Annotated in this window: 23 protein-coding genes; 14 read left to right on the top strand and 9 right to left on the bottom strand. The window is 36.3% G+C overall.

Annotation, left to right across the window (positions count from 1 at the left end; translation table 11 throughout):
• Nucleotides 1-341: 341 nt before the first annotated feature.
• Genes DIT68_RS05355 through DIT68_RS05345 form a run of 3 tightly spaced genes read right to left on the bottom strand, consistent with a single transcriptional unit; the run spans nucleotide 342 to nucleotide 2,996 of the window.
• Complete coding sequence (locus DIT68_RS05355) at nucleotides 342-1,139, bottom strand: DUF6503 family protein (RefSeq protein WP_109358773.1); 798 nt, start codon at nucleotides 1,137-1,139, stop codon at nucleotides 342-344.
• Nucleotides 1,132-2,163 carry a methylmalonyl Co-A mutase-associated GTPase MeaB gene (gene meaB, locus DIT68_RS05350; RefSeq protein ID WP_109358772.1) on the bottom strand — a complete coding sequence of 344 codons (1,032 nt, stop codon included), beginning with the start codon at nucleotides 2,161-2,163 and terminating at the stop codon, nucleotides 1,132-1,134. Before meaB ends, DIT68_RS05355 begins: the two co-directional genes overlap by 8 nt.
• Before the next feature lie 26 nt (nucleotides 2,164-2,189).
• The gene (locus tag DIT68_RS05345; RefSeq protein WP_109358771.1) at nucleotides 2,190-2,996 is read right to left on the bottom strand and encodes a 2,3,4,5-tetrahydropyridine-2,6-dicarboxylate N-succinyltransferase; all 807 of its coding nucleotides are present in this window, start codon (nucleotides 2,994-2,996) and stop codon (nucleotides 2,190-2,192) included.
• A 241-nt stretch (nucleotides 2,997-3,237) separates the two neighbouring features.
• Here DIT68_RS05345 and DIT68_RS05340 point away from each other — a divergent pair, with 241 nt between their 5' ends.
• The 5 genes from DIT68_RS05340 to DIT68_RS05320 all read left to right on the top strand — a co-directional run bounded on the left by DIT68_RS05340 (nucleotide 3,238) and on the right by DIT68_RS05320 (nucleotide 7,312).
• Complete coding sequence (locus DIT68_RS05340) at nucleotides 3,238-4,107, top strand: sigma-70 family RNA polymerase sigma factor (protein WP_109358770.1); 870 nt, start codon at nucleotides 3,238-3,240, stop codon at nucleotides 4,105-4,107.
• Nucleotides 4,108-4,273: 166 nt separating this feature from the next.
• Nucleotides 4,274-5,389 carry a DNA polymerase III subunit gamma/tau gene (dnaX, locus tag DIT68_RS16520; RefSeq protein WP_109358769.1) on the top strand — a complete coding sequence of 372 codons (1,116 nt, stop codon included), beginning with the start codon at nucleotides 4,274-4,276 and terminating at the stop codon, nucleotides 5,387-5,389.
• 50 nt (nucleotides 5,390-5,439) lie between these two features.
• Nucleotides 5,440-6,012, top strand: coding sequence for a hypothetical protein (locus DIT68_RS16515; RefSeq protein WP_109358768.1), 573 nt, complete (start codon nucleotides 5,440-5,442; stop codon nucleotides 6,010-6,012).
• 158 nt (nucleotides 6,013-6,170) lie between these two features.
• Nucleotides 6,171-6,521, top strand: coding sequence for a 50S ribosomal protein L19 (gene rplS, locus DIT68_RS05325; protein WP_109358767.1), 351 nt, complete (start codon nucleotides 6,171-6,173; stop codon nucleotides 6,519-6,521).
• A gap of 80 nt (nucleotides 6,522-6,601) precedes the next feature.
• Nucleotides 6,602-7,312, top strand: a complete 711-nt coding sequence (locus tag DIT68_RS05320; RefSeq protein ID WP_109358766.1) for a glycoside hydrolase family 25 protein — start codon at nucleotides 6,602-6,604, stop codon at nucleotides 7,310-7,312.
• A gap of 293 nt (nucleotides 7,313-7,605) precedes the next feature.
• On the opposite strand, the gene DIT68_RS05315 is transcribed toward DIT68_RS05320, so the two are convergent.
• Both DIT68_RS05315 and DIT68_RS05310 read right to left on the bottom strand, forming a co-directional pair.
• The gene (locus DIT68_RS05315) at nucleotides 7,606-8,583 is read right to left on the bottom strand and encodes a chorismate-binding protein (RefSeq protein ID WP_109358765.1); all 978 of its coding nucleotides are present in this window, start codon (nucleotides 8,581-8,583) and stop codon (nucleotides 7,606-7,608) included.
• A 6-nt stretch (nucleotides 8,584-8,589) separates the two neighbouring features.
• Nucleotides 8,590-9,009: a PaaI family thioesterase gene (locus DIT68_RS05310; protein WP_109358764.1), complete on the bottom strand. Its 420-nt coding sequence runs from the start codon at nucleotides 9,007-9,009 to the stop codon at nucleotides 8,590-8,592.
• A gap of 38 nt (nucleotides 9,010-9,047) precedes the next feature.
• On the opposite strand from DIT68_RS05310, the gene murB reads away from it, so the two are divergent.
• The 5 genes from murB to DIT68_RS05285 all read left to right on the top strand — a co-directional run bounded on the left by murB (nucleotide 9,048) and on the right by DIT68_RS05285 (nucleotide 13,822).
• Complete coding sequence (gene murB / locus DIT68_RS05305) at nucleotides 9,048-10,124, top strand: UDP-N-acetylmuramate dehydrogenase (RefSeq protein ID WP_317133888.1); 1,077 nt, start codon at nucleotides 9,048-9,050, stop codon at nucleotides 10,122-10,124.
• Between the two features lie 162 nt (nucleotides 10,125-10,286).
• Nucleotides 10,287-11,552 (top strand): aminotransferase class I/II-fold pyridoxal phosphate-dependent enzyme, encoded by a 1,266-nt coding sequence (locus DIT68_RS05300; RefSeq protein WP_109358763.1) that lies wholly within the window; start codon nucleotides 10,287-10,289, stop codon nucleotides 11,550-11,552.
• A 233-nt stretch (nucleotides 11,553-11,785) separates the two neighbouring features.
• Nucleotides 11,786-12,553: a CDP-alcohol phosphatidyltransferase family protein gene (locus DIT68_RS05295; protein ID WP_109358762.1), complete on the top strand. Its 768-nt coding sequence runs from the start codon at nucleotides 11,786-11,788 to the stop codon at nucleotides 12,551-12,553.
• 274 nt (nucleotides 12,554-12,827) lie between these two features.
• Nucleotides 12,828-13,292: a hypothetical protein gene (locus DIT68_RS05290; RefSeq protein WP_109358761.1), complete on the top strand. Its 465-nt coding sequence runs from the start codon at nucleotides 12,828-12,830 to the stop codon at nucleotides 13,290-13,292.
• A complete protein-coding gene (locus DIT68_RS05285; protein WP_109358760.1) occupies nucleotides 13,292-13,822 on the top strand; it encodes a GNAT family N-acetyltransferase in 531 nt (176 codons plus the stop codon). The genes DIT68_RS05290 and DIT68_RS05285 overlap by 1 nt, the downstream gene beginning before the upstream one ends.
• Nucleotides 13,823-13,925: 103 nt before the next feature.
• On the opposite strand, the gene DIT68_RS05280 is transcribed toward DIT68_RS05285, so the two are convergent.
• The 4 genes from DIT68_RS05280 to DIT68_RS05265 form a co-directional block, all read right to left on the bottom strand.
• On the bottom strand, nucleotides 13,926-15,266 hold the full coding sequence (locus DIT68_RS05280; protein WP_109358759.1) for a hypothetical protein: 1,341 nt from the start codon (nucleotides 15,264-15,266) through the stop codon (nucleotides 13,926-13,928).
• A 169-nt stretch (nucleotides 15,267-15,435) separates the two neighbouring features.
• Entirely contained in the window at nucleotides 15,436-16,776 is a 1,341-nt protein-coding gene (gene ffh / locus DIT68_RS05275) for a signal recognition particle protein (RefSeq protein WP_109358758.1), read from the bottom strand.
• A 679-nt stretch (nucleotides 16,777-17,455) separates the two neighbouring features.
• Nucleotides 17,456-18,370 (bottom strand): IS4 family transposase, encoded by a 915-nt coding sequence (locus DIT68_RS05270; RefSeq protein WP_304529279.1) that lies wholly within the window; start codon nucleotides 18,368-18,370, stop codon nucleotides 17,456-17,458.
• Nucleotides 18,280-18,678 (bottom strand): DUF4372 domain-containing protein, encoded by a 399-nt coding sequence (locus DIT68_RS05265; RefSeq protein WP_109358756.1) that lies wholly within the window; start codon nucleotides 18,676-18,678, stop codon nucleotides 18,280-18,282. Before DIT68_RS05265 ends, DIT68_RS05270 begins: the two co-directional genes overlap by 91 nt.
• Before the next feature lie 191 nt (nucleotides 18,679-18,869).
• Between DIT68_RS05265 and DIT68_RS05260 the strand changes: the two genes are divergently transcribed.
• The 4 genes from DIT68_RS05260 to DIT68_RS05245 are packed head-to-tail and all read left to right on the top strand — an operon-like array spanning nucleotide 18,870 to nucleotide 22,883.
• Nucleotides 18,870-20,003: a DegT/DnrJ/EryC1/StrS family aminotransferase gene (locus DIT68_RS05260; protein WP_109358755.1), complete on the top strand. Its 1,134-nt coding sequence runs from the start codon at nucleotides 18,870-18,872 to the stop codon at nucleotides 20,001-20,003.
• Nucleotides 20,000-21,319, top strand: coding sequence for a UDP-glucose dehydrogenase family protein (locus DIT68_RS05255; RefSeq protein WP_109358754.1), 1,320 nt, complete (start codon nucleotides 20,000-20,002; stop codon nucleotides 21,317-21,319). The genes DIT68_RS05260 and DIT68_RS05255 overlap by 4 nt, the downstream gene beginning before the upstream one ends.
• Nucleotides 21,320-21,325: 6 nt before the next feature.
• On the top strand, nucleotides 21,326-22,312 hold the full coding sequence (locus tag DIT68_RS05250; protein ID WP_199223382.1) for a UDP-glucuronic acid decarboxylase family protein: 987 nt from the start codon (nucleotides 21,326-21,328) through the stop codon (nucleotides 22,310-22,312).
• Nucleotide 22,313: 1 nt separating this feature from the next.
• A complete protein-coding gene (locus DIT68_RS05245; RefSeq protein WP_109358752.1) occupies nucleotides 22,314-22,883 on the top strand; it encodes an acyltransferase in 570 nt (189 codons plus the stop codon).
• Nucleotides 22,884-22,890: the final 7 nt, after the last annotated feature.

Here is a 22,890-nt window from a genome sequence, read left to right as displayed (position 1 = left end):
ATAAAATACTGTATTTTTGATACTCATAATTGGGTGTGCTAAAAGTGTATGTTTTTTATGTTTAAGCACTTTAAAAATAACACTTTGCACCCTTTTATCCTATCTTTCTATGAATTTTTCGGGTTAAACAGCTATTAAAGTCCCCGATTAGCATTTAAAGAAATTCTTTTTGGGTATTCATTTGAAGCAGTAACTGGAATAGCTTATTTTTTTGGGGATAGTAAAAGATTTTGTGTTTTTGCTAGAATATTTTTAGTTCTTGTGGGCTCTACATCTAAAAGTGGGGCACATTAAGTATTAAGCTAACTTTATATTCTAACAATTAGACTGATTGAGGAAAATTAATTGACCTCTATATTTTCTAGTCTAATTTCTGAAACCAACTTCATTCCATTGTTAGAAAATACTTTGTCGACCATAATATAGTCATTCATTAAATTTTCTTTTGGAGCATAATTGAGGTAGTCTTTAAATAGAATGCCGTTTACTTCTTGCACTTTATCAACGGCTCTAAATCTTATTCCTCCATCTTCTGTGAAATACTGATAGGCCATGTAGTCCATGGCGAAATCTTCTATACCGATCCAGTATAAAAAAATATCATGAAAATCTTCTCCGCCACCCTCTTCGTTAAAAGTGATTTTGATCTTATAATACATTTTTTCATTGATTTCTACTTCGTCTATTAGCTCTGCATTTACTGCTGGGTCTTTTAGTGCTTTGGGCAAATAAGCAAAGTAGAAAACACTATTGATTGAGTTTCTGTAGGCATTTTCTTTTTTCTTCGTTAATGGTGTTACCGTTCCATTGATAGTTCTTATGAAGGAGTCTCCTTGCCAAGTGTCTATGACCAGGTCTCCATTGTCGTTTTTGAATTTCCTAGATTGTATTACTCCCTCTTTGTCTTGCATGTATGCATATTGAAACTCTCTAAAGTCAAAAGAGATATTTGATTTGTCTATCAATCCTGATCCATTTTTTTGATAAACACTATCAATGATTGCATCGACGGATAGCTCATGCGCTTGCTCTGTATCTAGGTTTACTGCGACTGCCTTATTTTTATTCACTTCAGATTGATCGTTGTTGCAGGCTGTAAATAAAAATAAACTTGTAAATGCTACTAAAACTTTATTCATGATTATAAATTTTCATTAATTTTTCTGCCCCTTCGAAGGAAGAGATTTTACCCGAAATAACATCTTGCTCAACTTCTGCGATTACTTCAACTAAGCGCTCTGAGGAGTAAAAGTTGGTCATTAGTGTGTCGGCTATTGTTTCATGAAGCCAGTATTTGTCTTGCTGCTTTCTGTTGTTCGTAAATGAACCATTGACCTTGGTTTGATTGACGAAGCTTTGAATTGTCTCAAAAGTTTTTTCAATATTATAGTTCTCTAGAGCAGAGGCAACAAGAGTTTTAGGGATCCACTCATTTTCATTAGGTGGGAATAGGTGAATTGCGTTCTCGTACTCTTTTTTTGCTCTTCGGGCTTTGATTAAATTATCGCCGTCTGCTTTTGTGATGATTAAAGCGTCGGCCATTTCCATTATGCCTCGCTTTATTCCTTGGAGTTCGTCTCCAGCTCCTGCAAGCATTAAAAGCATAAAAAAATCGACCATGGAGTTCACCATCGTTTCTGATTGACCAACTCCCACAGTCTCAATGAGAATAAAGTCGTAACCAGCGGCCTCGCATAAAATGATAGATTCTCTTGTTTTTCTTGCAACCCCACCCAGTGATTTTCCAGCAGCAGAAGGGCGGATGAAAGCATTCTCTAAAACAGAAAGTTGATTCATTCTAGTTTTATCTCCAAGTATACTTCCTCCGCTTTTTTCTGATGAGGGATCAATTGCTAAAACAGCAATTTTGAAACCTTTTTCCACTACAAACTGACCAAAGGACTCGATAAAAGTACTTTTACCTACCCCAGGAACTCCTGTAACGCCAACGCGAATAGATTTCCCTGAATACTTTAAGCAGCTATTGATTAATTTTTGTGCTTCCGCTTTGTCTTCCTTTTTGTTGCTTTCCAGTAAAGTAATTCCGCTACTCAATGCCTGAAGATCTCCTCTTAAAATACCAGAAAGCAAACCGTCACTATTAAAAGAATCTCTTCGTTTCTGTCGCTTCGCTTTCCATTTTTTTAATTGCTCTTCATTCATCTTTACGCTCTTTATGGATTCAAAAATTATACGGCAACATTATGTTCGCGCAAGGCATCATTCAATGAAGTTTTCAAGTCTGTGCTTTCCTTTCTTTTTCCAATGATTAAGGCACATGGAACTTGAAATTCACCCGCTGGAAATGCTTTTGTATATGAGCCTGGTATAACAACGCTTCTTTCTGGAACCTCGCCTTTAATTTCGATAGGTTCTTCTCCAGTTACATCAATTATTTTTGTAGATTTTGTTAATACGACATTTGCTCCTAAGACAGCTTCTTTTCTTACGCGAACCCCTTCAACTACGATGCAGCGCGAGCCAATAAATGCACCATCTTCTATAATAACAGGAGCGGCTTGCAAAGGTTCTAAAACTCCTCCGATTCCAACTCCACCGCTTAAGTGAACATTTTTCCCAATCTGTGCGCAAGACCCCACAGTGGCCCATGTGTCAACCATGGTTCCTTCGTCAACGAAAGCCCCTATATTTACGTAGGAAGGCATTAGTATTACTCCCTTAGAAATGTATGCTCCATATCTCGCTACAGCATGAGGAACTACACGGACTCCTAGGTCTTTGTAGTTGGTTTTCAATGCCATTTTATCATGAAATTCGAAAGGACCAACTTCAATGGTTTCCATTTTTCGAATAGGGAAGTACATAACTACAGCTTTTTTGATCCACTCGTTGACTTGCCATTTTCCGTCAACTGGTTCTGCAACGCGGAGGTCACCTTTGTCTAGGCCTTCTATAACAGCCTCTATCGCCTGAATTGTTTCTGAATTGTTCAATAAAGAACGGTCGTTCCAAGCGTTTTCAATTATATCTTTCATTTTCTAATTTCTTTTTGAACAAATATAATAGAGTTCAATGGAAAGGCGACGACAAAGCGGGGCAAAAGCTAGCTATTTCTGACTTGAGTATCTAATAACTGTTAAAAAATGGCTTCTTTTAATAAAATTAAAGTTAATAACCAACTTTTTATCAATAAAAACGTTATATTAATATATCAATAGTTTGATGTGCCTAAGAATCACGAAAAACTTGAGGGTATACTAAAAAAAATAAAGGGATATGAGACAATTAAAAATTAGCAAGCAAGTAACCAATAGAGAGACAGCCTCGTTGGATAAATACTTGGTGGAAATCGGGAGGGTAGAGTTAATTACCGCCCAAGAAGAAGTGGAATTGGCGCGCCGTATTAAGGCCGGTGATCAACGTGCTTTGGATAAATTGACACGTGCCAATTTAAGATTTGTCGTATCTGTAGCCAAACAATATCAAAACCAAGGTTTGACACTTCCAGATTTGATTAATGAGGGGAATGTTGGATTAATTAAGGCAGCAAGTCGATTTGATGAAACCAGAGGATTTAAATTTATTTCCTATGCTGTATGGTGGATTCGCCAATCGATACTACAAGCATTGGCCGAACAAGCAAGAGTTGTTCGTTTGCCTTTAAACAAAATTGGGGCAATTGGTAAAGTCAATAGGGCTTACTCTGAGTTAGAGCAACGTCTAGAACGTGCTCCATCTGCCGAGGAGTTAGCGCATCATTTGGAGCTTCCAGTTAAAGATATAAAACATGCTTTGGAGTCTAATGGAAGACATTTATCGATGGATGCACCGCTGAAAGAAGGGGATGAGTCCAGTTCGAACATGTATGATTTGCTCGAAAATGATGCTTTGAGAGGGCCTGAGGAAGGTTTGTTGCATCAATCGCTACAGAGAGAGATTAATCGTTCTTTAAGCACACTTACGCTGCGAGAAGCTGATGTGCTAAAGCTTTACTTTGGACTCGATGGTAAACGAGAAATGAGTTTAGATGAAATTGGATACAGGTTCGATTTGACCAGGGAACGAGTGCGACAAATTAAAGAAAAAGCGGTACGGCGTTTACGACATACTTCAAGAAGTAAGATGCTTAAATCTTATCTTGGATAGTTAAATGAATTTAAAGGACCGTCACTTCAAGTAAGTGGCGGTTTTTTTATGGATAATAATTCTAAGGATTCCTTTGTCAGCGCCCTTGCGCTTGGCTTGTTAATTTGTTTGTAAAATCTAAGACTAAATTGATGTAAAAGACTTTAAATTCTATTATTTTTGTGTCATGAGTGATTATATTGTTTCAGCAAGGAAATACAGGCCGCAAACCTTTGATACATTGGTTGGCCAAGGCAATATTTCGACAACGTTAAAAAATGCAATCAAAAACGATCAGTTGGCGCAAGCATTTTTGTTTTGTGGATCTAGAGGTGTTGGAAAGACTTCAACGGCTCGAATTTTGGCTAAAACGATTAACTGCTCAAACAGAACAGATAATTTAGAGGCGTGTGGTGAATGCGCATCTTGTAAGTCCTTTGATGAAGGTCAATCACTGAATGTTTATGAGTTAGATGCGGCCTCAAATAATAGTGTTGATGACATCAGGAGTTTGATTGATCAGGTAAGGGTTGCTCCTCAACTTGGTGATTTTAAAGTGTATATAATTGATGAGGTCCACATGTTGTCAACAGCAGCATTTAATGCGTTTTTGAAGACTTTGGAGGAGCCACCAAAACATGCGATATTCATTCTTGCTACAACAGAAAAGCACAAAATAATTCCAACAATTCTTTCTCGTTGTCAAATTTTTGATTTCAACAGAATTCAAATATCTGATATAGCTGAGCATTTAAAGAAAATTTCAGTCAATGAGGGGATTGATGCGGAAAGTGAAGGTTTGCATTTAATTGCTCAAAAAGCTGACGGAGCATTAAGAGATGCGCTTTCAATATTTGATCAAATTGTAAGTTTTGCTGGAAAGACTTTAACTTATCAATCAGTAATTGAAAACCTTAATGTTCTTGATTATGATTACTACTTTAGATTAGTAGATTATGCATTAGAGGAAAATATTACTAATAGTTTGCTGCTGTATCATGAGATTGTGAATCATGGTTTTGATGGACATCAATTTTTAGTTGGTCTTTCAGAACACTATCGCAACCTATTGGTCGGTAAAAATCCAAAAACAGTTGATCTTTTAGAGGTCGGGGATTCCATTAAGCAGCGATACAAAGAACAATCTTCTACAATTGATGCTAAACACATCATGCGAGCGCTTGGAGTTATAAGTAGTGCAGATACAAATTACAAGTCCGCTAAAAACCAGCGCTTATTGGTAGAGCTAACCTTAATGCAATTGTGTTCGATTAAAAACGAGCTTGAAAAAAAAAAGCCCTAACTGATCCTGTTGAGATTATTCCTTTTAAAGGTCAAAAAGACAGCAAGGCTTTGCGTGATAATAAATCGAATACAGCGCCGAAGCCAAAAACAGCAGATAAGCCAAAACCGATTACCCTCAATAAGGAAGCTCGAAAGTTATCTGCTCCTACGCGCAGACTCAACAATTCTTATTTGGGGATAAATGATTTGATGTCAAAAGCGAATGAGAAAAAGGTAGAGGTTCAAGAAGAAACAACAGATAATCGCCCAACCGATTCATTTTCTATTGATGAATTACGGATGACTTGGAGGAAATTTGCTTTCAAAGCAAAAGAAGAAGGGATGGGTACACTTTACACCGCTATGATTGGTAACGATCCAGAGATAGCTGAGAATTATCTCATTAAGCACAGGGTTGATAATGATGTGCAAATGGGCTTTATTAAAACTCATGAAACAACGCTTGTTGGGTACTTAAGAAAAGAGCTTAATAATTGGTCTATTAACCTTAGTATAATAGAGGAGACAGTTGAAGGAGGAGGAAAGTTTTTCTCAAGTCAAGACAAATTTAATGATATGGCTGAACGGAATCCACATTTGACTACACTGCGCCAAAAGTTTAAATTAGATATTGATTTTTAGTCAGCTAAATGGCATTGCAGTAAATAAACAATTCATTATATTTGCAGGAAATTAAGCGCGAATTAAAATTTTTAAAAATATTCAACTTCCGACGTGTTTAATTCATAAATTATATGTAATATTGCACCCCAATTTCGGAGAAGAATAAAATAATAGTCATGGATTTAATAAAAGAAGTTCAAAACGAATTTTCAACGGCATACGACGCACCAGCTTTCGGAGCAGGAGATACGGTAGCTGTTTCATATAAAATTAGAGAAGGTGAAAAAGAGCGTATTCAGCAATACACTGGAGTTGTTTTACAACGTCGTGGAGTTGGATCAACAGAAACTTTCACTGTTCGTAAAATATCAGGAGGTGTAGGAGTAGAGCGTATCTTCCCATTACATTCGCCTTTTATCGACGACATCAAAGTTCTTAAAAGTGGTGCTGTACGAAGAGCTCGTATTTTCTACTTCCGTGAGAGAACTGGTAAAGCTGCAAGAATTAAGGAGAAAAGAAGATTCTAAGCACTTCTTTCCTGATAAAATATTTAAGGACTTTCTTCTTCAAGGAAGTCCTTTTTTTCGTGGAATAAACTCTCTTTTATATGAAGCGAAAGCGGTCAAAAACTTTGCCTTTATTTCTAATTCTAATAGTTTTTAGTTTGATTCTTTGGAGTTCATTGCAGTTTAGAGTTAGCGATGATTTCAATTATTCAATTCCGAAGAACTATAGCGGTTTTGGTATTGATGTTTCTCATCATCAGGGAAAAATTGATTGGGATACTTTGTTTCATAGGAGGCTGTCTCCTGCCATACAATTCGTTTATGTTAAGGCAACTGAGGGAGGAAGTCATGTAGATGGTGAGTGGAATTACAATAGGCTTCGTTTGCTCGATAAAAAAGTGAAACATGGAGCATATCATTTTTTTAGACCTGGGACGCCACCATTGGATCAAGTTGATCATTTCCTCAAGCATTATAAGCCATTAACATCAGATTTGGCTCCGGTTTTAGATGTAGAAATCGAAGCTGTTTCAGATCAAGAGTTGATTCGCAGTATGGGTCTTTTTTTGAAAGAAGTTGAAAAAAGAACAGGAAAGCGACCAATGATTTACACTTCATTCCATTTTTATCGAACAAAATTTCAAGACGTATTTCACGATTACAAGTTTTGGATAGCGGCCTATTCTGAGCCTTTTCTACTTCCTAAAGATGAGCGGATTTTGTATTGGCAATTTACAGATCAAGCGGATTTACCTTTTCACAAAAATGTAAAATTGGATTTAAACGTGAGCCGTGTTAATTTTGAGAATTAAAGTAGAATTCATTGTTTTTATTTAAGTCCTGAGGTTTTGAGTGGAAAACTTACAACTTCAGCTTTTATGAGTTGTAGGGAAGCAGTTCTATCATCTTTCCAGAATTAAATGACGATATTTTTTTGGGCTAAAGATGGGCACCGAATGCTATTGATTTACGAAAAACGAATCTCGATCTCGCGAATTAAATTGTAAAATAGCAAAGGTCTTATCCCAAATTTCAATGTATCATCCTAGTCGAAAATTTCAATAGATAAGCGATGTTAGCCACGACTACAAGGTCCTAATTTCATTCAGCTAAAAATAACAGAAAGCAAAGTTTCGCTTTTGTCTTCTGTTTCTTGGAGTTCTTTCGCTATATCTGAACTTAGTGTTATTCCTCCACCCACGTATAATGCAAAGTGTTCTTCTAAGACTTGCATGCAGCGCAGGTTTACATATACGGCTAATTCCTTCTGTGATTTTAATCCAATTAAACCAGTATAAAAATCTCTATCGTGAGGCTCGTTGCTTAAAATATAGTCTTTGGCTAAGTCACTAGGAGTACCACAAACTGCAGGTGTTGGGTGTAGTGACTGTATTAGAGTGTTCCATTTTTGTCTCTCTAGCTTAAATTGGTAATCGGTTTGCAAGTGATACACAGCTCCTTTTTTTACTGTTCTGGCTTCTGAAATGACTAGATTTTCAGGTGATTGCTCATTGATTTTGTCTTTTACAAAATCAACTACATATTGCTGTTCATCTATTTCTTTTTTAGTCCAAGCAGTTTTTTCAGAGCGCTTTGTTCCTGCCAAAGCCATGGAGTTCATAGCGTTTTCAGTACCGGAGAGAAGGGTTTCAGGCGTTGCTCCCATCCAGGTACCAAACTTTTCATCACTCACCAAGTATACCAATGCTTGATTTTTATAAGTTTTTGCTAATCGATGAAAAACGGTTTCCATTTCAATAATCTGTTCTCTATCGACCAGTTTTATTCTTGAAAAAATGGCCTTTTGAATACCAAACATTTCAAAACCATCGATGAAATATTGCAAACCATTGAGATAGGCTTTTTCATTGGCAACAAATACGCTATCCTCCTTATTAAAGACAAGATCAGCGTTTGAAAATGAATCTGTAGTTTCATTTTCTTCAAAATAAAAGACCTTTTTTTTGGTGAAGTCTGTAATGAAAAAGCAATGTTCTGGAAGCCTTTCCAAATCACTCTCTACCCATATTCCTTTATAAATTTTCAGTTCTTCGTTTGGAAGCTGATATGCTAAACAGGCCATATTAAATTATTTTCTAGGTACAATCATTACCGTTAATCTCCCTGTACAAACCAGTGCATCCGTTTCGCTGTCTGTTAAATCAACTTGCCAAACATGTGTTCTTTTTCCGGCATGCACCACTTTTCCCACCGCTTTTACCAGTCCAGATTTCATTCCTCCCACATGGTTTGCGTTAATTTCTATTCCTACCGGCACTTCTTTGTCTATGTCCAACATCAGGGTGGATCCCATGGAGCCAATACTTTCTATTAGTGCAGCGCTAGCTCCACCATGAAGTAAACCCATTGGTTGGTGAGTGGTTGAGTTTACTGGCATTGTTGCAACAACATAGTCGTCTCCTATTTCAATGCACTTCATGTCCAAGCTTTCCATTAAAGTGCCTTTGTTGAAGGAATTGATTACGTCTAAGTCTACTTTTTTCAGCATAAAAATGAGTTTTTTAAAAAGTTTTTAAATACGGAATAGTGATAAAACAATCTATTTCTGTATTTGTGCAGGCTAAAAGTACTTACATTCGTATAAAAAAAGACCAAATGCTTCAAGAAAACGTAAATCTTAAACCATTCAATACCTTTGGAATTACCGTTTACTCCAAATATTTCGCCTCTTTTTCGACAGTCGGGGAACTCAAGGATTTACTTTCTCTACTGAATGACAGAAACTTATTGATTTTAGGTGGAGGAAGTAATGTTTTGTTTCAGGGAGATTTTGATGGTGTTGTTTTACGCAACGAAATTAAGGGAGTTGAAAGGATTGAGGAAACAAAAGAGGAGGTTGTTTTAAAAGTTGGTGCAGGAGAAGCTTGGCATAGCTTTGTGCTTCACGCTATTGAAGAGGGATTAGGGGGTGTTGAAAATTTATCTCTAATTCCAGGCAGTGTTGGCGCTAGTCCAATGCAAAACATTGGTGCTTACGGTGTAGAAATTAAGGATGTGTTTGAATCTTTGGAGGCTTTGGAGATTGAAACGGGTAAATTGCGTGTTTTTAGCCATGAAGATTGTCAATTTGGTTACAGAGAGAGTGTTTTTAAAAAAGCGCTAAAAGGTAAATTCGTTATTACATCTGTCAGTTATAGATTGTCAAAATTTCCTCAGTTAAATACGAGTTATGGTGCAATTGAAGAGGAGTTAAGGCTAATGGGGGTTGAACAACCTTCAATTAAGGACGTAAGTGATGCAGTGATTGCTATTCGGAAGTCTAAATTGCCTGATCCTAAGTCGATTGGAAATGCGGGCAGTTTTTTCAAAAATCCTGTTATTTCAAAGCAGCAATTCAATGAATTGAGGATGCATCATGAAAATATACCCTCTTATGCAGTTGACGAAAATAACGTAAAAGTCCCTGCAGGTTGGTTAATTGATCAATCTGGATGGAAGGGGAAAACAATGGGAGAATTCGGAGTGCATAAGCGCCAAGCATTAGTTCTTGTGAATTATGAGAATGCTAAAGGGGCAGATATTTTTGACTTATCTGAGCAAATAATCCGAGATATTCACAGCCGATATGGAATTCAATTGGAAAGAGAGGTGAATATTATTTAATTTACGGAGAGACTTTGTTCTTAGAGTACTCCAAAATAAGTATTTAAAGATGTTCCTGTGTAATAATTCCCGCATTAGAGTATGAGAATCTCTAAAAATCGGCTATCTTTGCAAACATAATTAAGGGCAACTAAAATTTAAGTTGGCTAAAAAAAGACTTTTATGGCTAAAGACATATTTGAAAAAATAAAAGAAAATAGAGGTCCGATAGGACAACATGCTAAAGGAGTTCATGGCTACTTTACTTTCCCAAAGTTGGAAGGGGAAATCGGTAACAAAATGTTATTTCGTGGTAAAGAATGCCTTGTATGGTCAGTGAATAACTACTTAGGTTTAGCTAATCACCCAGAAGTGCGTAAGGCAGATGCCGATGCAGCAGCAAAATGGGGAATGGCTTATCCAATGGGAGCTAGAATGATGACTGGACAAACAAGTGAGCATGAAGCTTTAGAGAATGAGTTATCTGATTTCATGGGAACAGAGGATACAATTCTTTTAAACTTTGGTTACCAAGGAATGGTTTCAGCTATTGACTGTTTGGTAGACCGTAATGACGTTATTGTTTACGATAGTGAATCTCACGCTTGTATTTTAGATGGAATGAGGTTGCACGCAGGAAAACGTTTTGTTTTCAAGCACAACGACATGGAAAGCTTTGATAAGCAAATGGCGAGAGCAACGAAATTGGTTGAGAATACCGACGGAGGAATTCTTGTTATTACTGAAGGTGTTTTTGGAATGGCTGGTGATCAAGGAGACTTGAAAGGTATTGTTGATTTTAGAAAATCAGGTAAATACAATTTTAGACTGTTTGTGGATGATGCACACGGTTTTGGAACGATTGGTGAAAAAGGAATGGGTGCTGGTGAAGCACAGGGCGTTCATGAAGAAATTGATGTATTATTCGGAACTTTTGCTAAATCAATGGCTTCTATAGGTGCATTTATTTCTGCGAAAGAACATATTATTGAATTTATGCGTTACAACATGCGTTCTCAAATGTTTGCTAAATCGCTTCCAATGCCTTTAGTTGTTGGAGCGCGTAAGCGTTTAGAGTTATTGAGAACTCAACCAGAGCATAAAGAAAATCTTTGGAGAATAGCCTCGGCTTTACAACAAGGATTAAAAGAAAATGGATTTAACATTGGAGAAACGAACTCTGCTGTAACTCCAGTTAATCTTCAAGGAAATCTTGCAGAAGCAACAAATATGACTTTTGACTTACGTGAGAACTATAGTATCTTCTGTTCAATTGTTATATATCCTGTTGTTCCTAAAGACACAATAATGTTGCGTTTAATCCCTACAGCGGCTCATACTATTGAGGATGTAGAATACACAATTGAAACTTTCAAAAAAGTGAAAGCGAAATTAGATAAAGGGGATTACAAAGCAGAAGAACTTGCAAGTGTAGAGGTAGATAAATAATGATCTGCATATACAATTAGTAGTCTTTTTATTTAAAAAGTCTTGTTAATATAAATGGTGCCACTCGTTTCTGCGGGTGGCATTTTTTTTGGTGAAAAGCTAAAAGTCGAAGGATTTGTCATTCATTAAACAAGAACATGTAAGGAATCGTTCAAATATGTTTTATTTTTACACACTCGATTATATTATCACAAAATAAATGTGCTTATAAGTTCACTTTATTCATTCTATAAATGTCCAAACTTCCTTTAGAGTATCAATTTCTCGATGTTTCAGATTACGGTAGAAAACCAGGTAGATGGTTTGCAAAATCTCTGGTAAACACAAAAGCGACACCTTTGCATGTGACCACTCTTTTTATAGTCGTTGGTTTAGCAGCAATTGCCTGCATTTTATTTGGATATTATTATACCGCAGCTTTTTTGATCGTATTAAAGTCTATTATTGATGCGGCAGATGGTGAGTTATCACGTCTGAAAAAAACACCTTCTCATACTGGGCGATACTACGATTCCTTGGCTGATTTAGTACTCAACTTTTTATTTCTTTCTGCCGTTGCTTACATTTCAGATGCACGTTTCGGGGAAATGCTTTTGGCTTTTTTTGGTATTCAATTGCAAGGAACGCTCTATAATTTTTACTACGTCATTTTGAGAAATTCAGTGAATGGGGATTCAACCAGTAGGGTGTTTGAAAACGAAACGCCAAAAGCACTTCCTGGTGAAAAGCAGAGCACGGTCAATAAGTTATATGCAATCTATTTAGCTCTTTACGGCCCATTTGATAAAATTATATATGCCATGGATAGAAAAGCAGCAGAAAGCAAACCTTTTCCAAAGTGGTTTATGACCGCTCTTTCCGTATTTGGATTAGGTTTTCAATTGTTGATTATGGCCATTCTACTTATGTTAAATGTGGCAGAATATATCATTCCTTTCTTTATATCGTTCACTGCTTTAATTCTGGTGTTTATCGCTATTCGCAAGCTCTTTTTAAAGTGAATCCCCCCTGATAGAGCAGAGTAACATTTTTATAAGAGATAACTTTACTTTTCTGTCGAATGCTTACTGATTTAATCATCACAGTGGTGCTCCGTTTTGAATGTCAAGCCAGCGCTAATTTAAAAAAAAATATGGTGCTTTAATCTTTTGACTTCTCTTCTCGTCGCTAAATTTCCAACGCACAAAAACTGACTTTTATCGGTTTTGTGATCTCTTTTTGTATTTTAAAGGTGTGCAATATAGAATTGTTCTAAATTAGCCTCAAAAAAAAACGATGAAAAAATTACTTCCAATATTTCTAACTGTCTCTGTGTTGCTTAATCTAGGGTTAGTTTATTTTTTCTTTATCAAGGGAGATACTGTCCAAGCAGAAGATAATAGAACAGCGATAGCGGTGAGTCCAGATAATAGGGATTTTGTGCTGGCCGAAATGCGGCTATTTCTCGAAAGTGTTCAACAAATTAATCAAGGAATTATAGAGGAAGATGCTGGAAAAGTTGCTGAAGCTGGAGTGCAATCTGGAGGATCAGCGGTAGATCATGCGCCACCAGGCTTGGTTAAATCTCTTCCAATGGCTTTCAAAACTTTAGGTTTTTCAACGCATCAAATCTTTGATGACATAGCGGAGTCTGCGCAAAGTGACTTTAAGCCTAAAAAATCTCGTGAACAATTGGACCTTTTACTTAAGAATTGCGTAGCTTGTCATCGTAATTATAAATTGGAAACTAAACTTAAGTAATGAAATTGAGCTTTAGAAAGGCTAGCATGATTGATGTCCCTATGATTTGGGATATTTTAAGTAGTGCCATTGCACGAAGAAAAGCGGATGGTAGCGATCAATGGCAAGATGGTTACCCTAACAAAGAGGTGGTAAATAATGATATTGAAAATGGAGTTGGCTTTGTGCTGACAGAAAATGAAAAGATTGCTGGTTACTGCGCGGTATTGATCAACGACGAGCCTGAATATGCAAATATTGAAGGGGAGTGGCTGAGCAGTGGAGACTTTGTTGTTTATCATAGGGTGGCAATTGCTGAAAATTATCTAGGAAGAGGTTTGGCAAAAAAAATGCTAAAATTCATTGAGGAGTTTGCATTGGAAAACAAGATTTATAGCGTTAAAGCCGACACCAATTTTGACAATGAACCAATGTTATTTCTCTTTGAGCAGTTGGGGTATAAGTATTGTGGAGAAGTCTATTTCAGAGGGAAAGCAAGAAAAGCCTATGAGAAAAATTTAGTAAACAAAGTGAATCTTATGACAGACTAAAGGTTTGGGATGCTCTTAGTTCTTTGTTTGTGTTTAGTGGTTTACCGGAACCACATCGAGATTGATCTATTTTTGAAAATCATTTTTTCTGAGCAAATTCTATTTAATTCTTTACTTGAACAATTCTGTTAAATTGATTTTTATCCAAAACTGTAAAAAACACTTTGTTGTTGAGCACTTTTATATTCCGAGGTTCGTGAATGCCTGTTAACTGGGATATATTGGTGGAGGTTCCTTTCGTGGGGTTTATTTTTGATACTGTAATTTCACCTTTTTCATTGGAATACATATACACTTCATCGTAGAAGTAGTCTTTAAAATATTCGCCTGATAGTTCAAATTTTGCCTTGGACTTGTCTTCTTCTAAAGTGGAATATTGAATCTGAAAAACACTGTCTTTTACTCCGTCTAGCACAATGATTTTCTCGGATAATCCATAAGATTTTACATTGAGCGGTTTAGAAGCAATTTTTTCACTCCAGCTTATGAAGCCTGAAATATCTAGTTTAGCTCCTCCACCATTGTTACAACTGGATGATTTCCTTGTTTCGAAGCTATGATTTAAGGTCATTAAATCTCCATCCCAAAGTCCCATAGAAATTATGTTTTCTTCGTTTCTGGTGTTCCCCATATAGAATCCAATCGCTCGATTATAATAGTGTTCTGCCGTTTTGTATTGCTCTGAATCAAAGGTTTGGTATATATTATTGGCATTTTTATTGATGACTTTAGAAACCGTATAGTTTTGGTTATGTAAGCTTAGATTCTGATGAAAAGCTCCGTATTCTCCAAGGGCAACAAGATTTTCAATATTCTTTTCATAGTCATGTTTAGAGATGGCTTTCATCAGGAAAATAGCATCGGTTTCGGTGTAGATTTGATAAACAGAATCTTTTGCAATCAAATGAAAGTTGCCGATAACATCGAGGAATATTTCTGTGGGCTTAAAGTTAAGTGGACTCACCAATAGTTCATTTCCAATCTCGTTGATCATTTTAATGTAATATGTTCCTTTTAGTCGGGTAATCACAAAGAATTTGTCTTCTGGAAAAGGGTAGTAGTCAATGATGAATTCATTTTTGTTTTTGAATAGGTTTTGATACTTTGAGTTTGAAACAGAAAATTCCTCTAAATTCTGAACCCGCATGTTTTCTGTTTTCGGAATCAATTTTATTGTTTTATATATTGTGTCTTCCTTCTTCAATCCTTGAGGAATAGAGTAATTGAAATCAGAATAAAGCTCTTGTTGAATAGTAATTCTATCTGAGCTTTTGATTGGAATAAATAGTGTTCGTTTTGTTTCTTTCTTGAACAAATTGTCATTCACAAAAACAGTTATTGTTCGCATTCTCGGCGATTCTGTTTCGATTGCTAAGTGCAAGGTCTGAGCAATTAAAATGTAAGGAGATAAAAGAATGAAAAGTAATCTTTGTTTTAGTTTCATGATAGTAAAGTGTTAATTACTAGCTGAAAAGTAAGGATTTTTTGCCTTTTAAACAAAAAAATCCCAAAAGCCTAAACTCCTGGGATTCTCATATCTATTTTATAAATGCGATTTGATCTTGCCTCTCTACTCTGAACTCAAATCTCGCAACTGTAATTTTTTTAAAAAATTACATCCCCGGCATTCCTCCTTTCATTTGTTTCATCATGCTGGCCATATTTTTCTTATTGCTCATCATTTTCATCATTTTCTTGGTGTCGCCAAATTGTTTTAAAAGCTTATTCACCTCAGTTAAGCTTTGTCCACTTCCTTTGGCAATTCTTTTCTTGCGACTTGTGTCGATGATTTCCGGTCGTTCTCTTTCGTCTGGTGACATTGAGTAAATAATCGCCTCAATATGTTTGAAGGCATCATCTTCAATTTCAACATCCTTCATGGCTTTCCCCATTCCAGGAATCATTCCCATTAAGTCTTTTACGTTACCCATTTTTTTAACTTGCTGTAACTGACTTAAGAAATCATTGAAATCAAATTGATTTTTCTTAATTTTCTTTTGTAATCTTCGGGCTTCTTTTTCGTCGTATTGCTCTTGCGCTCTTTCAACCAAAGAAACAACGTCTCCCATACCTAAGATACGGTCCGCCATACGTTTCGGGTAGAAAATGTCTATCGCATCCATTTTCTCACCTGTTCCTACAAACTTTATTGGTTTGTCTACTACAGCTTTAATAGAAATAGCGGCACCACCTCTGGTATCACCATCCAGTTTGGTTAAGATTACACCATTGAAATTGATTTTTTCATTAAAGGCTTTTGCAGTATTTACAGCATCTTGTCCTGTCATGGCATCAACAACAAATAGTGTTTCTGTAGGTTTAATTGCATTTTTTACATCTGCAATTTCCGACATCATTTGTTCGTCTATTGCTAATCGACCGGCGGTATCGATAATCACAACATTATGCCCTTTACTTTTTGCATGTTGAACAGCGGCTTGCGCAATTTTAACAGGATTTTTTTCTTCTTTATTCGAATATACTTCAACTCCAATTTGCTCTCCCAGAACATGAAGCTGGTCAATCGCAGCAGGTCGATAAACGTCACAGGCTACCAACAAAGGATTTTTTCCTTTTTTAGTTTTTAGGAAATTGGCCAGTTTTCCAGAGAAAGTTGTTTTACCAGAACCTTGAAGCCCAGACATTAAAATAATCCCTGGATTTCCTTGATAGTTTACTTCTGTTTCATCGCCACCCATCAATTCGATCAGTTCTTCGTGACAAATTTTAACCATTAATTGTCCCGGAGAAACGGCGTTTAATACATCTCTACCTAAAGCTTTCTCTTTTACAATGTTAGTAAACTCCTTGGCTGTTTTGAAGTTAACATCGGCATCAAGTAAAGCGCGACGAACTTCTTTGAGTGTCTCGGCAATATTTATTTCAGAGATTTGTCCCTGACCTTTAAGGACCTTAAATGCTTTTTCAAATTTGTCTGTTAAATTCTCGAACATGCTGGCAAAAATTTTGTTTAGTCCGCAAATTTAATAAAACGCACGTATTATACAATTAAGAATTACGAATTATCAATTTCGAATTTTTGCGAGAGCCAATGGCGAAGTCCTTAAAACGCGGTAGAGTGATGCGCTGAGTTTGTCGAAGCGAGTTTGCCGTACTAGAGTTATTATAAATTACCCATCGAGCCAACATCAAGTCAGCCAAAATTCATCATTAAAAAACCTTTCTTTTTTTGTCGTATTCTGCTTGAATTTCTTAGAGGTGAAGCTTTGTTTTTGTTTGCGCGCAGATGGAAAGGATTGAAAAGATTTTGTTTGTGTGGGAACAATAGGCGGTAAGCTTTAGGCTATATGCTTTATCTGCCATTTTATAAGTTTGATTTGCTTGGGCCTCTAACAATGCGTTGTAAGTACTGTTTGCGAAAAGTCTCAAAAATTAGGAGTAATAAGTCAAATCAATTCTTTTAATCTTTTGAATCCCATAAAATCTGCGTGCTACTTTTCAATGTCGAGTTTAATGTCTTTAGTGAGGGATAATGTTTTGCTGCCCATCCCTTCAATTGGAAAGTCAAACAAATTCGTAATTGATAATTCACTGGCGTCCGATAAAAACTAATTTCGGCTATTTTTGTCTTTGTAGGTCAATATTTTCGACCCCTAGCTCAAATTCATAAAACTAAGGGGGGGCTTGATTAAATAGGTCGTAATTTTCTTGAGGTTTCCGATGAAAAATGGAGGGATCAGTTGGAGTTTGAAGCAACTGTTTAATTTGCACATAATTCATGAGATGTAGCTTGATTAAACCGCACACCACTGAATAGGCCATTTCACCTTTTCTCATACCTTTACGAGCTATTTGCATTAATAAGTCAGCGATAAGTGCGCACCAGATTTGAATGCGAATAGCATTCTCATTATCTCCTAAAAAGCTAGTGATTTTAATATTCTGTTTAAGCCTTTTGAAAAGTAACTCTATTGCCCAACGTTGTTTATATATTTCTGCTATTTCCCAAGCTTCCAACCTTTTGTCGTTGGTAATAAACTCTATTTCTCGATTATGTTCTTTATCAAAAAACTTGATGAGCCTTACGTTTACCTTGTCTTTCTGTGCTTTATGACCTAGTTGTACTTCACAATCTTCTAGAATATTATACTCCTCATCTTCAACTGATAATAATCGTAGATTACCTTTGGTAACAACACAGCTTTTATGTAAACGGCTTACAAAACTCACTTTAATTTTACTCCAATGCTTGTATAAACTATAGTTTACGTATGCTTTATCAAAAACCAAAATAGTTTCAGCAGGCATATTTTTAAAACGCACCATAAACTTCTTATCACTCTCGGCAGATTTAGAAATTCGTATTAATGAAGGCACTTGTTCATTTAACCACATGCCCGCATGAACCTTTACACCTCCTTTTCGACGGCCATTAGCCATAGAATTCCCGCAAGCTTTCATTATATTTTTAAACAAAGTAATTGTTGTAGAGTCAATTAAAAAAAGACGAGAGAGCCATTTTTCATTTTTAGATAAACTGCTGTCCGATAAAATCCACTTATTAGCTTTATAGATGCTAAAAAACAGCTCTTCAAAGACTTTTGGTGTACGGCTCTTGTTTCTATCACTAAGGGTGCTTTAGTAGGTAAAGACTTTACTCCAAGATGCTTCAGACTTTGATTGTGTGCGGCTAGACCTGAGCAAAGTTCACGTAATCCACCTACCTTATGAATCACTCCGAAAAGCATAGTAACTAAATGATCCCATGAAGTAAAACGCTTAATATAACGATCAGATTGATGATTTTTAACACTAATATTGAAATCCTGACGAGGGATTAGGGATAACAGCTGTCCGAAAACAGGAATACCAGATTTTTTACTAATTTTGCTCATGTTCTAAATGTAAAGTGGAACAATTTAAAGGGAGCTTGTTGGCCAAAACATAAGCTCCCTTTTTTCATATACAAAACTAAGCTTTTTTTAAATCTTTATCGGACGCCAGTGATTTTTCAATTGTGAATTATCAATTATCAATTATGATTTGTTATTTTTGTCAGACTCACAAAAAGTGTAAAACCGTCTTTATGAAAAAAATACAAATGGTTGATTTGATTAGCCAGTATGAGAAAATCAAACCTCAAGTTCAGTCTTCAATTAACAATATCCTAGATAATGCCCAGTTTATAAACGGACCAGATGTTCACAGTTTTAAGGATGAGCTAGGTGCTTACCTTGGAGCAAAACATGTTGTTCCGTGTGCTAATGGAACAGATGCCTTACAAATTGCAATGATGGCACTTGGTCTGAAACCGGGCGATGAGGTGATTACACCATCATACACTTATATCGCCACTACGGAAGTGATGGGCCTTTTGAGGTTGAAACCTGTGTTTGTAGATTGTGAAAAGGATACATTTAATATTTCTCCAAAAGCTATTGAATCAGCAATTACTGCTCGAACAAAAGCAATAGTTCCTGTTCATTTGTATGGACAAGCATGCGATATGGAGGCGATTATGAAGATTGCAGAAAAGTACGATTTGAAGGTAATTGAAGATAATGCTCAAGCAATTGGCTCGGACTATACTTTCTCGGATGGAACAGTTAAAAAGACGGGAACTATCGGAGATGTGGGTTGTACAAGCTTCTTTCCTTCCAAAAACTTAGGTTGTTATGGAGATGGTGGTGCAATGTGTACAGATAACGACGAGATTGCGGAGAAATTGGCTATGGTTGCCAATCATGGACAAAGCAAAAGATATTATCACGATGTTGTGGGTTGTAATTCGCGTTTAGATACCATTCAAGCAGCGGTTTTACGCATCAAACTAAGAGAATTAGATAACTACATTGACGCAAGAAGAGCAGCAGCGGACTACTATGACGCTGAATTTTCTGAAGTAAAAGGATTAACAATCCCTAAAAGAGTTGGTAATTCTAAACATGTTTTTCATCAATACACTTTGCAGTTAGATGACGGAATTGACCGTGATGCCTTGGTGGCGTTTTTAGGAGAAAAGAATATTCCAGCAATGATTTATTACCCAGTTCCTGCTCATAAACAAAAAATGTTTGCTTCACTAGAAACTTCAAGTGGGAGTTTAGAAAATACAGACTGGTTAACCACAAGAGTATTCTCTTTGCCAATGCATACGGAATTAGAAAAAGATCAATTGGATTACATTTGTTCAACAGTTAAAGAATTTATGAAAGGATGAAGAATATAGCAGTTATTGGTACAGGATATGTGGGCTTGGTTACGGGAACTTGTTTTGCCGAAACGGGTAATAATGTAATCTGTGTAGATATAGATGAAAACAAAGTTGAACGTCTGAAAAATGGTGAGGTTCCAATTTATGAGCCACACTTAGATGTTTTATTTGAAAGAAATATAAAGCAAAAAAGATTGAAATTTACTACAGATTTAGCCGCAGCGGTTAAAGATGCAGAGATCATTTTTTTAGCATTGCCAACTCCTCCAGGAGAAGATGGATCTGCAGATTTATCTTATGTGCTTGGAGTAGCAAAGGATTTGGGGAAGATAATTACTGAGTATAAAGTGATTATTGATAAATCTACAGTTCCTGTGGGTACCGCAGAGAAAGTTACCGCTGCAATTAAAGCAGAAACACAAGTGCCATTTGCGATAGTTTCTAATCCAGAATTTTTGAGAGAAGGTTTTGCGGTAGACGATTTCATGAATCCAGACCGTGTGGTTATCGGAACAGAAGATGAAAAGGCAAGGGTGGTAATGAAAGAATTATATCAACCTTTTATTCGTGACGGACATCCTTTGATTTTTATGGATGAAAAATCAGCAGAATTAACAAAATATGCAGCCAACGCTTTTTTAGCTACAAAAATCACTTTTATGAATGAAGTGGCTAATTTTTGTGAAATTGTAGGTGCGGATGTAGATAAAGTTCGTGAGGGAATGGGGTCTGACGCAAGAATTGGACACCGTTTTTTATATCCAGGAATTGGATTTGGAGGAAGCTGCTTCCCGAAAGATGTGAGCGCGTTAATGAAAAGTGGCTTAGACCACAATTTTGATTTTTCAATTATTGATGCAGTTCTCAAAGTAAATAGTAAGCAACGCATTAAGCTTTTAGATAAAGTACTCGATTACTTCGGAGATTTAAAAGGAAAAAAGTTTGCCCTTTGGGGATTGGCTTTTAAACCAGATACAGATGATATTCGTGAAGCGCCAGCACTTTATTTAGTGGATGAATTGGTCAATAGAGGAGCTGAAGTGGTAGCTTTCGACCCTGAAGGAATGGACAATGTGAAAATGCAAATTGGAGATAAAATCGATTATGTCGAAAATCAATACGAAGCTTTGGAAGGCGCAGATGCATTGTTGATTGCCACTGAATGGTCTGTTTTTAAAAATCCAGATTTTGAAGTCATCAAAAACAAGTTGAATAGTCCAGTAATTTTTGACGGTAGAAATCTATTTAACCTTTCTGATATTCAGGAAAAAGGAGTGTACTACAGTTCTATTGGACGTCAAACTATTTTACCTAAAGTATAGAAGATGATGAGAAAAAGAGTTTTAATTACCGGAGCAGCAGGGTTTTTAGGATCACATTTGTGTGAACGTTTTGTCAAAGATGATTATCACGTAATTGCGATGGACAATTTAATTACTGGAAGGTTGTCGAATATTGAACATTTGATGCCAAAGGAGAACTTTGAATTCTATCATCAAGATGTTTCAAACTTTATTCATGTACCCGGTAAGTTAGATTATATTTTACATTTCGCCTCGCCAGCAAGCCCAATCGATTATCTAAAGATTCCTATTCAAACGTTAAAAGTTGGATCACTAGGAATTCATAACTGTTTAGGATTGGCGAGAGTGAAAAATGCACGTGTTTTAATCGCTTCAACTTCCGAGGTTTATGGCGATCCTGAAGTTCATCCGCAAACGGAAGATTACTGGGGAAATGTAAATCCGATAGGACCACGCGGCGTATATGATGAAGCAAAGCGTTTTCAAGAAGCAATAACAATGGCTTACCATACTTATCATGGTTTGGAAACAAGAATAGCACGTATTTTTAACACCTACGGACCAAGAATGCGTTTGAATGACGGACGTGTTTTACCAGCTTTTATAGGACAAGCTTTGCGTGGTGAGGATTTAACTGTTTTTGGAGACGGAAGTCAAACCAGGTCTTTCTGTTATGTTGATGATTTAGTAGAAGGGCTCGTCAGATTATTACATTCTGATTATACACAGCCAGTGAATGTTGGAAACCCTGATGAAATTACAATCAGTGATTTCGCAGAAGAAATTATAAAATTGACAGGAACAACGCAAAAGGTAATTTATCAAGATTTACCCGTAAATGATCCAAAGCAAAGACAACCAGATATTACCAGAGCGAAAGAAATTTTAGATTGGTCACCCAAAGTAAGTCGTGAAGAAGGTTTGAAAATTACTTACGCTTATTTTAAGGGATTATCTAAAGATGAGCTTTTCAAGAAAGAACACAATAACTTTGAGGGATACATAAAATAATATGAGCTATTTTTCACACAACACGGCAGTAATTGATGAAGGCTGCACAATAGGAGAGGGGACTAAAATTTGGCACTTTTCTCATATTATGCCTAACTGTACAATAGGAAAAAACTGTAACATTGGACAAAATGTGGTCATTTCTCCTGATGTTGTTTTGGGAAACAATGTAAAAGTGCAAAACAACGTTTCAATTTATACTGGTGTTGAATGTGAAGATGATGTTTTCCTAGGACCTTCAATGGTTTTTACGAATGTTATTAACCCAAGAAGTGCGGTGAATAGAAGAGGACAGTACAGCAAAACTTTGGTGAGAAAAGGTGCTTCTATTGGAGCAAATGCAACTATTGTTTGTGGCCATGATATCGGTGAATATGCATTTATTGGCGCAGGAACTGTGGTCACCAAAGAGGTTCTGCCTTATGCATTGATTGTAGGGAATCCAGGAAAGCAAATGGGTTGGATGAGTGAGTTTGGTCACCGCTTAGAATTTGATGAAAACAATGAAGCCGTTTGTGAAGAAAGCAAAGAGAGATATCAACTTTTAGACGGCAGAGTAAATAAAATTTAGAACCAAA

It is taken from the genome of Brumimicrobium oceani (assembly GCF_003143775.1).
In the GTDB taxonomy this organism is placed as follows: Bacteria; Bacteroidota; Bacteroidia; order Flavobacteriales_D; family Crocinitomicaceae; genus Brumimicrobium; species Brumimicrobium oceani.
Note: the sequence above shows the minus strand (reverse complement) of the source record. Positions and strands in the feature narration are given on the sequence as shown.

Excerpts from the sequence above, each read along its gene's own strand:
- DIT68_RS05355 (WP_109358773.1), bottom strand. The coding sequence starts at position 1,139 with ATGAATAAAGTTTTAGTAGCATTTACAAGTTTATTTTTATTTACAGCC.
- meaB (WP_109358772.1), bottom strand. The coding sequence starts at position 2,163 with ATGAATGAAGAGCAATTAAAAAAATGGAAAGCGAAGCGACAGAAACGA.
- DIT68_RS05345 (WP_109358771.1), bottom strand. The coding sequence starts at position 2,996 with ATGAAAGATATAATTGAAAACGCTTGGAACGACCGTTCTTTATTGAAC.
- DIT68_RS05340 (WP_109358770.1), top strand. The coding sequence starts at position 3,238 with ATGAGACAATTAAAAATTAGCAAGCAAGTAACCAATAGAGAGACAGCC.
- dnaX (WP_109358769.1), top strand. The coding sequence starts at position 4,274 with ATGAGTGATTATATTGTTTCAGCAAGGAAATACAGGCCGCAAACCTTT.
- rplS (WP_109358767.1), top strand. The coding sequence starts at position 6,171 with ATGGATTTAATAAAAGAAGTTCAAAACGAATTTTCAACGGCATACGAC.
- DIT68_RS05320 (WP_109358766.1), top strand. The coding sequence starts at position 6,602 with ATGAAGCGAAAGCGGTCAAAAACTTTGCCTTTATTTCTAATTCTAATA.
- DIT68_RS05315 (WP_109358765.1), bottom strand. The coding sequence starts at position 8,583 with ATGGCCTGTTTAGCATATCAGCTTCCAAACGAAGAACTGAAAATTTAT.
- DIT68_RS05310 (WP_109358764.1), bottom strand. The coding sequence starts at position 9,009 with ATGCTGAAAAAAGTAGACTTAGACGTAATCAATTCCTTCAACAAAGGC.
- DIT68_RS05300 (WP_109358763.1), top strand. The coding sequence starts at position 10,287 with ATGGCTAAAGACATATTTGAAAAAATAAAAGAAAATAGAGGTCCGATA.
- DIT68_RS05295 (WP_109358762.1), top strand. The coding sequence starts at position 11,786 with ATGTCCAAACTTCCTTTAGAGTATCAATTTCTCGATGTTTCAGATTAC.
- DIT68_RS05290 (WP_109358761.1), top strand. The coding sequence starts at position 12,828 with ATGAAAAAATTACTTCCAATATTTCTAACTGTCTCTGTGTTGCTTAAT.
- DIT68_RS05285 (WP_109358760.1), top strand. The coding sequence starts at position 13,292 with ATGAAATTGAGCTTTAGAAAGGCTAGCATGATTGATGTCCCTATGATT.
- DIT68_RS05280 (WP_109358759.1), bottom strand. The coding sequence starts at position 15,266 with ATGAAACTAAAACAAAGATTACTTTTCATTCTTTTATCTCCTTACATT.
- ffh (WP_109358758.1), bottom strand. The coding sequence starts at position 16,776 with ATGTTCGAGAATTTAACAGACAAATTTGAAAAAGCATTTAAGGTCCTT.
- DIT68_RS05265 (WP_109358756.1), bottom strand. The coding sequence starts at position 18,678 with ATGAGCAAAATTAGTAAAAAATCTGGTATTCCTGTTTTCGGACAGCTG.
- DIT68_RS05260 (WP_109358755.1), top strand. The coding sequence starts at position 18,870 with ATGAAAAAAATACAAATGGTTGATTTGATTAGCCAGTATGAGAAAATC.
- DIT68_RS05255 (WP_109358754.1), top strand. The coding sequence starts at position 20,000 with ATGAAGAATATAGCAGTTATTGGTACAGGATATGTGGGCTTGGTTACG.
- DIT68_RS05250 (WP_199223382.1), top strand. The coding sequence starts at position 21,326 with ATGAGAAAAAGAGTTTTAATTACCGGAGCAGCAGGGTTTTTAGGATCA.
- DIT68_RS05245 (WP_109358752.1), top strand. The coding sequence starts at position 22,314 with ATGAGCTATTTTTCACACAACACGGCAGTAATTGATGAAGGCTGCACA.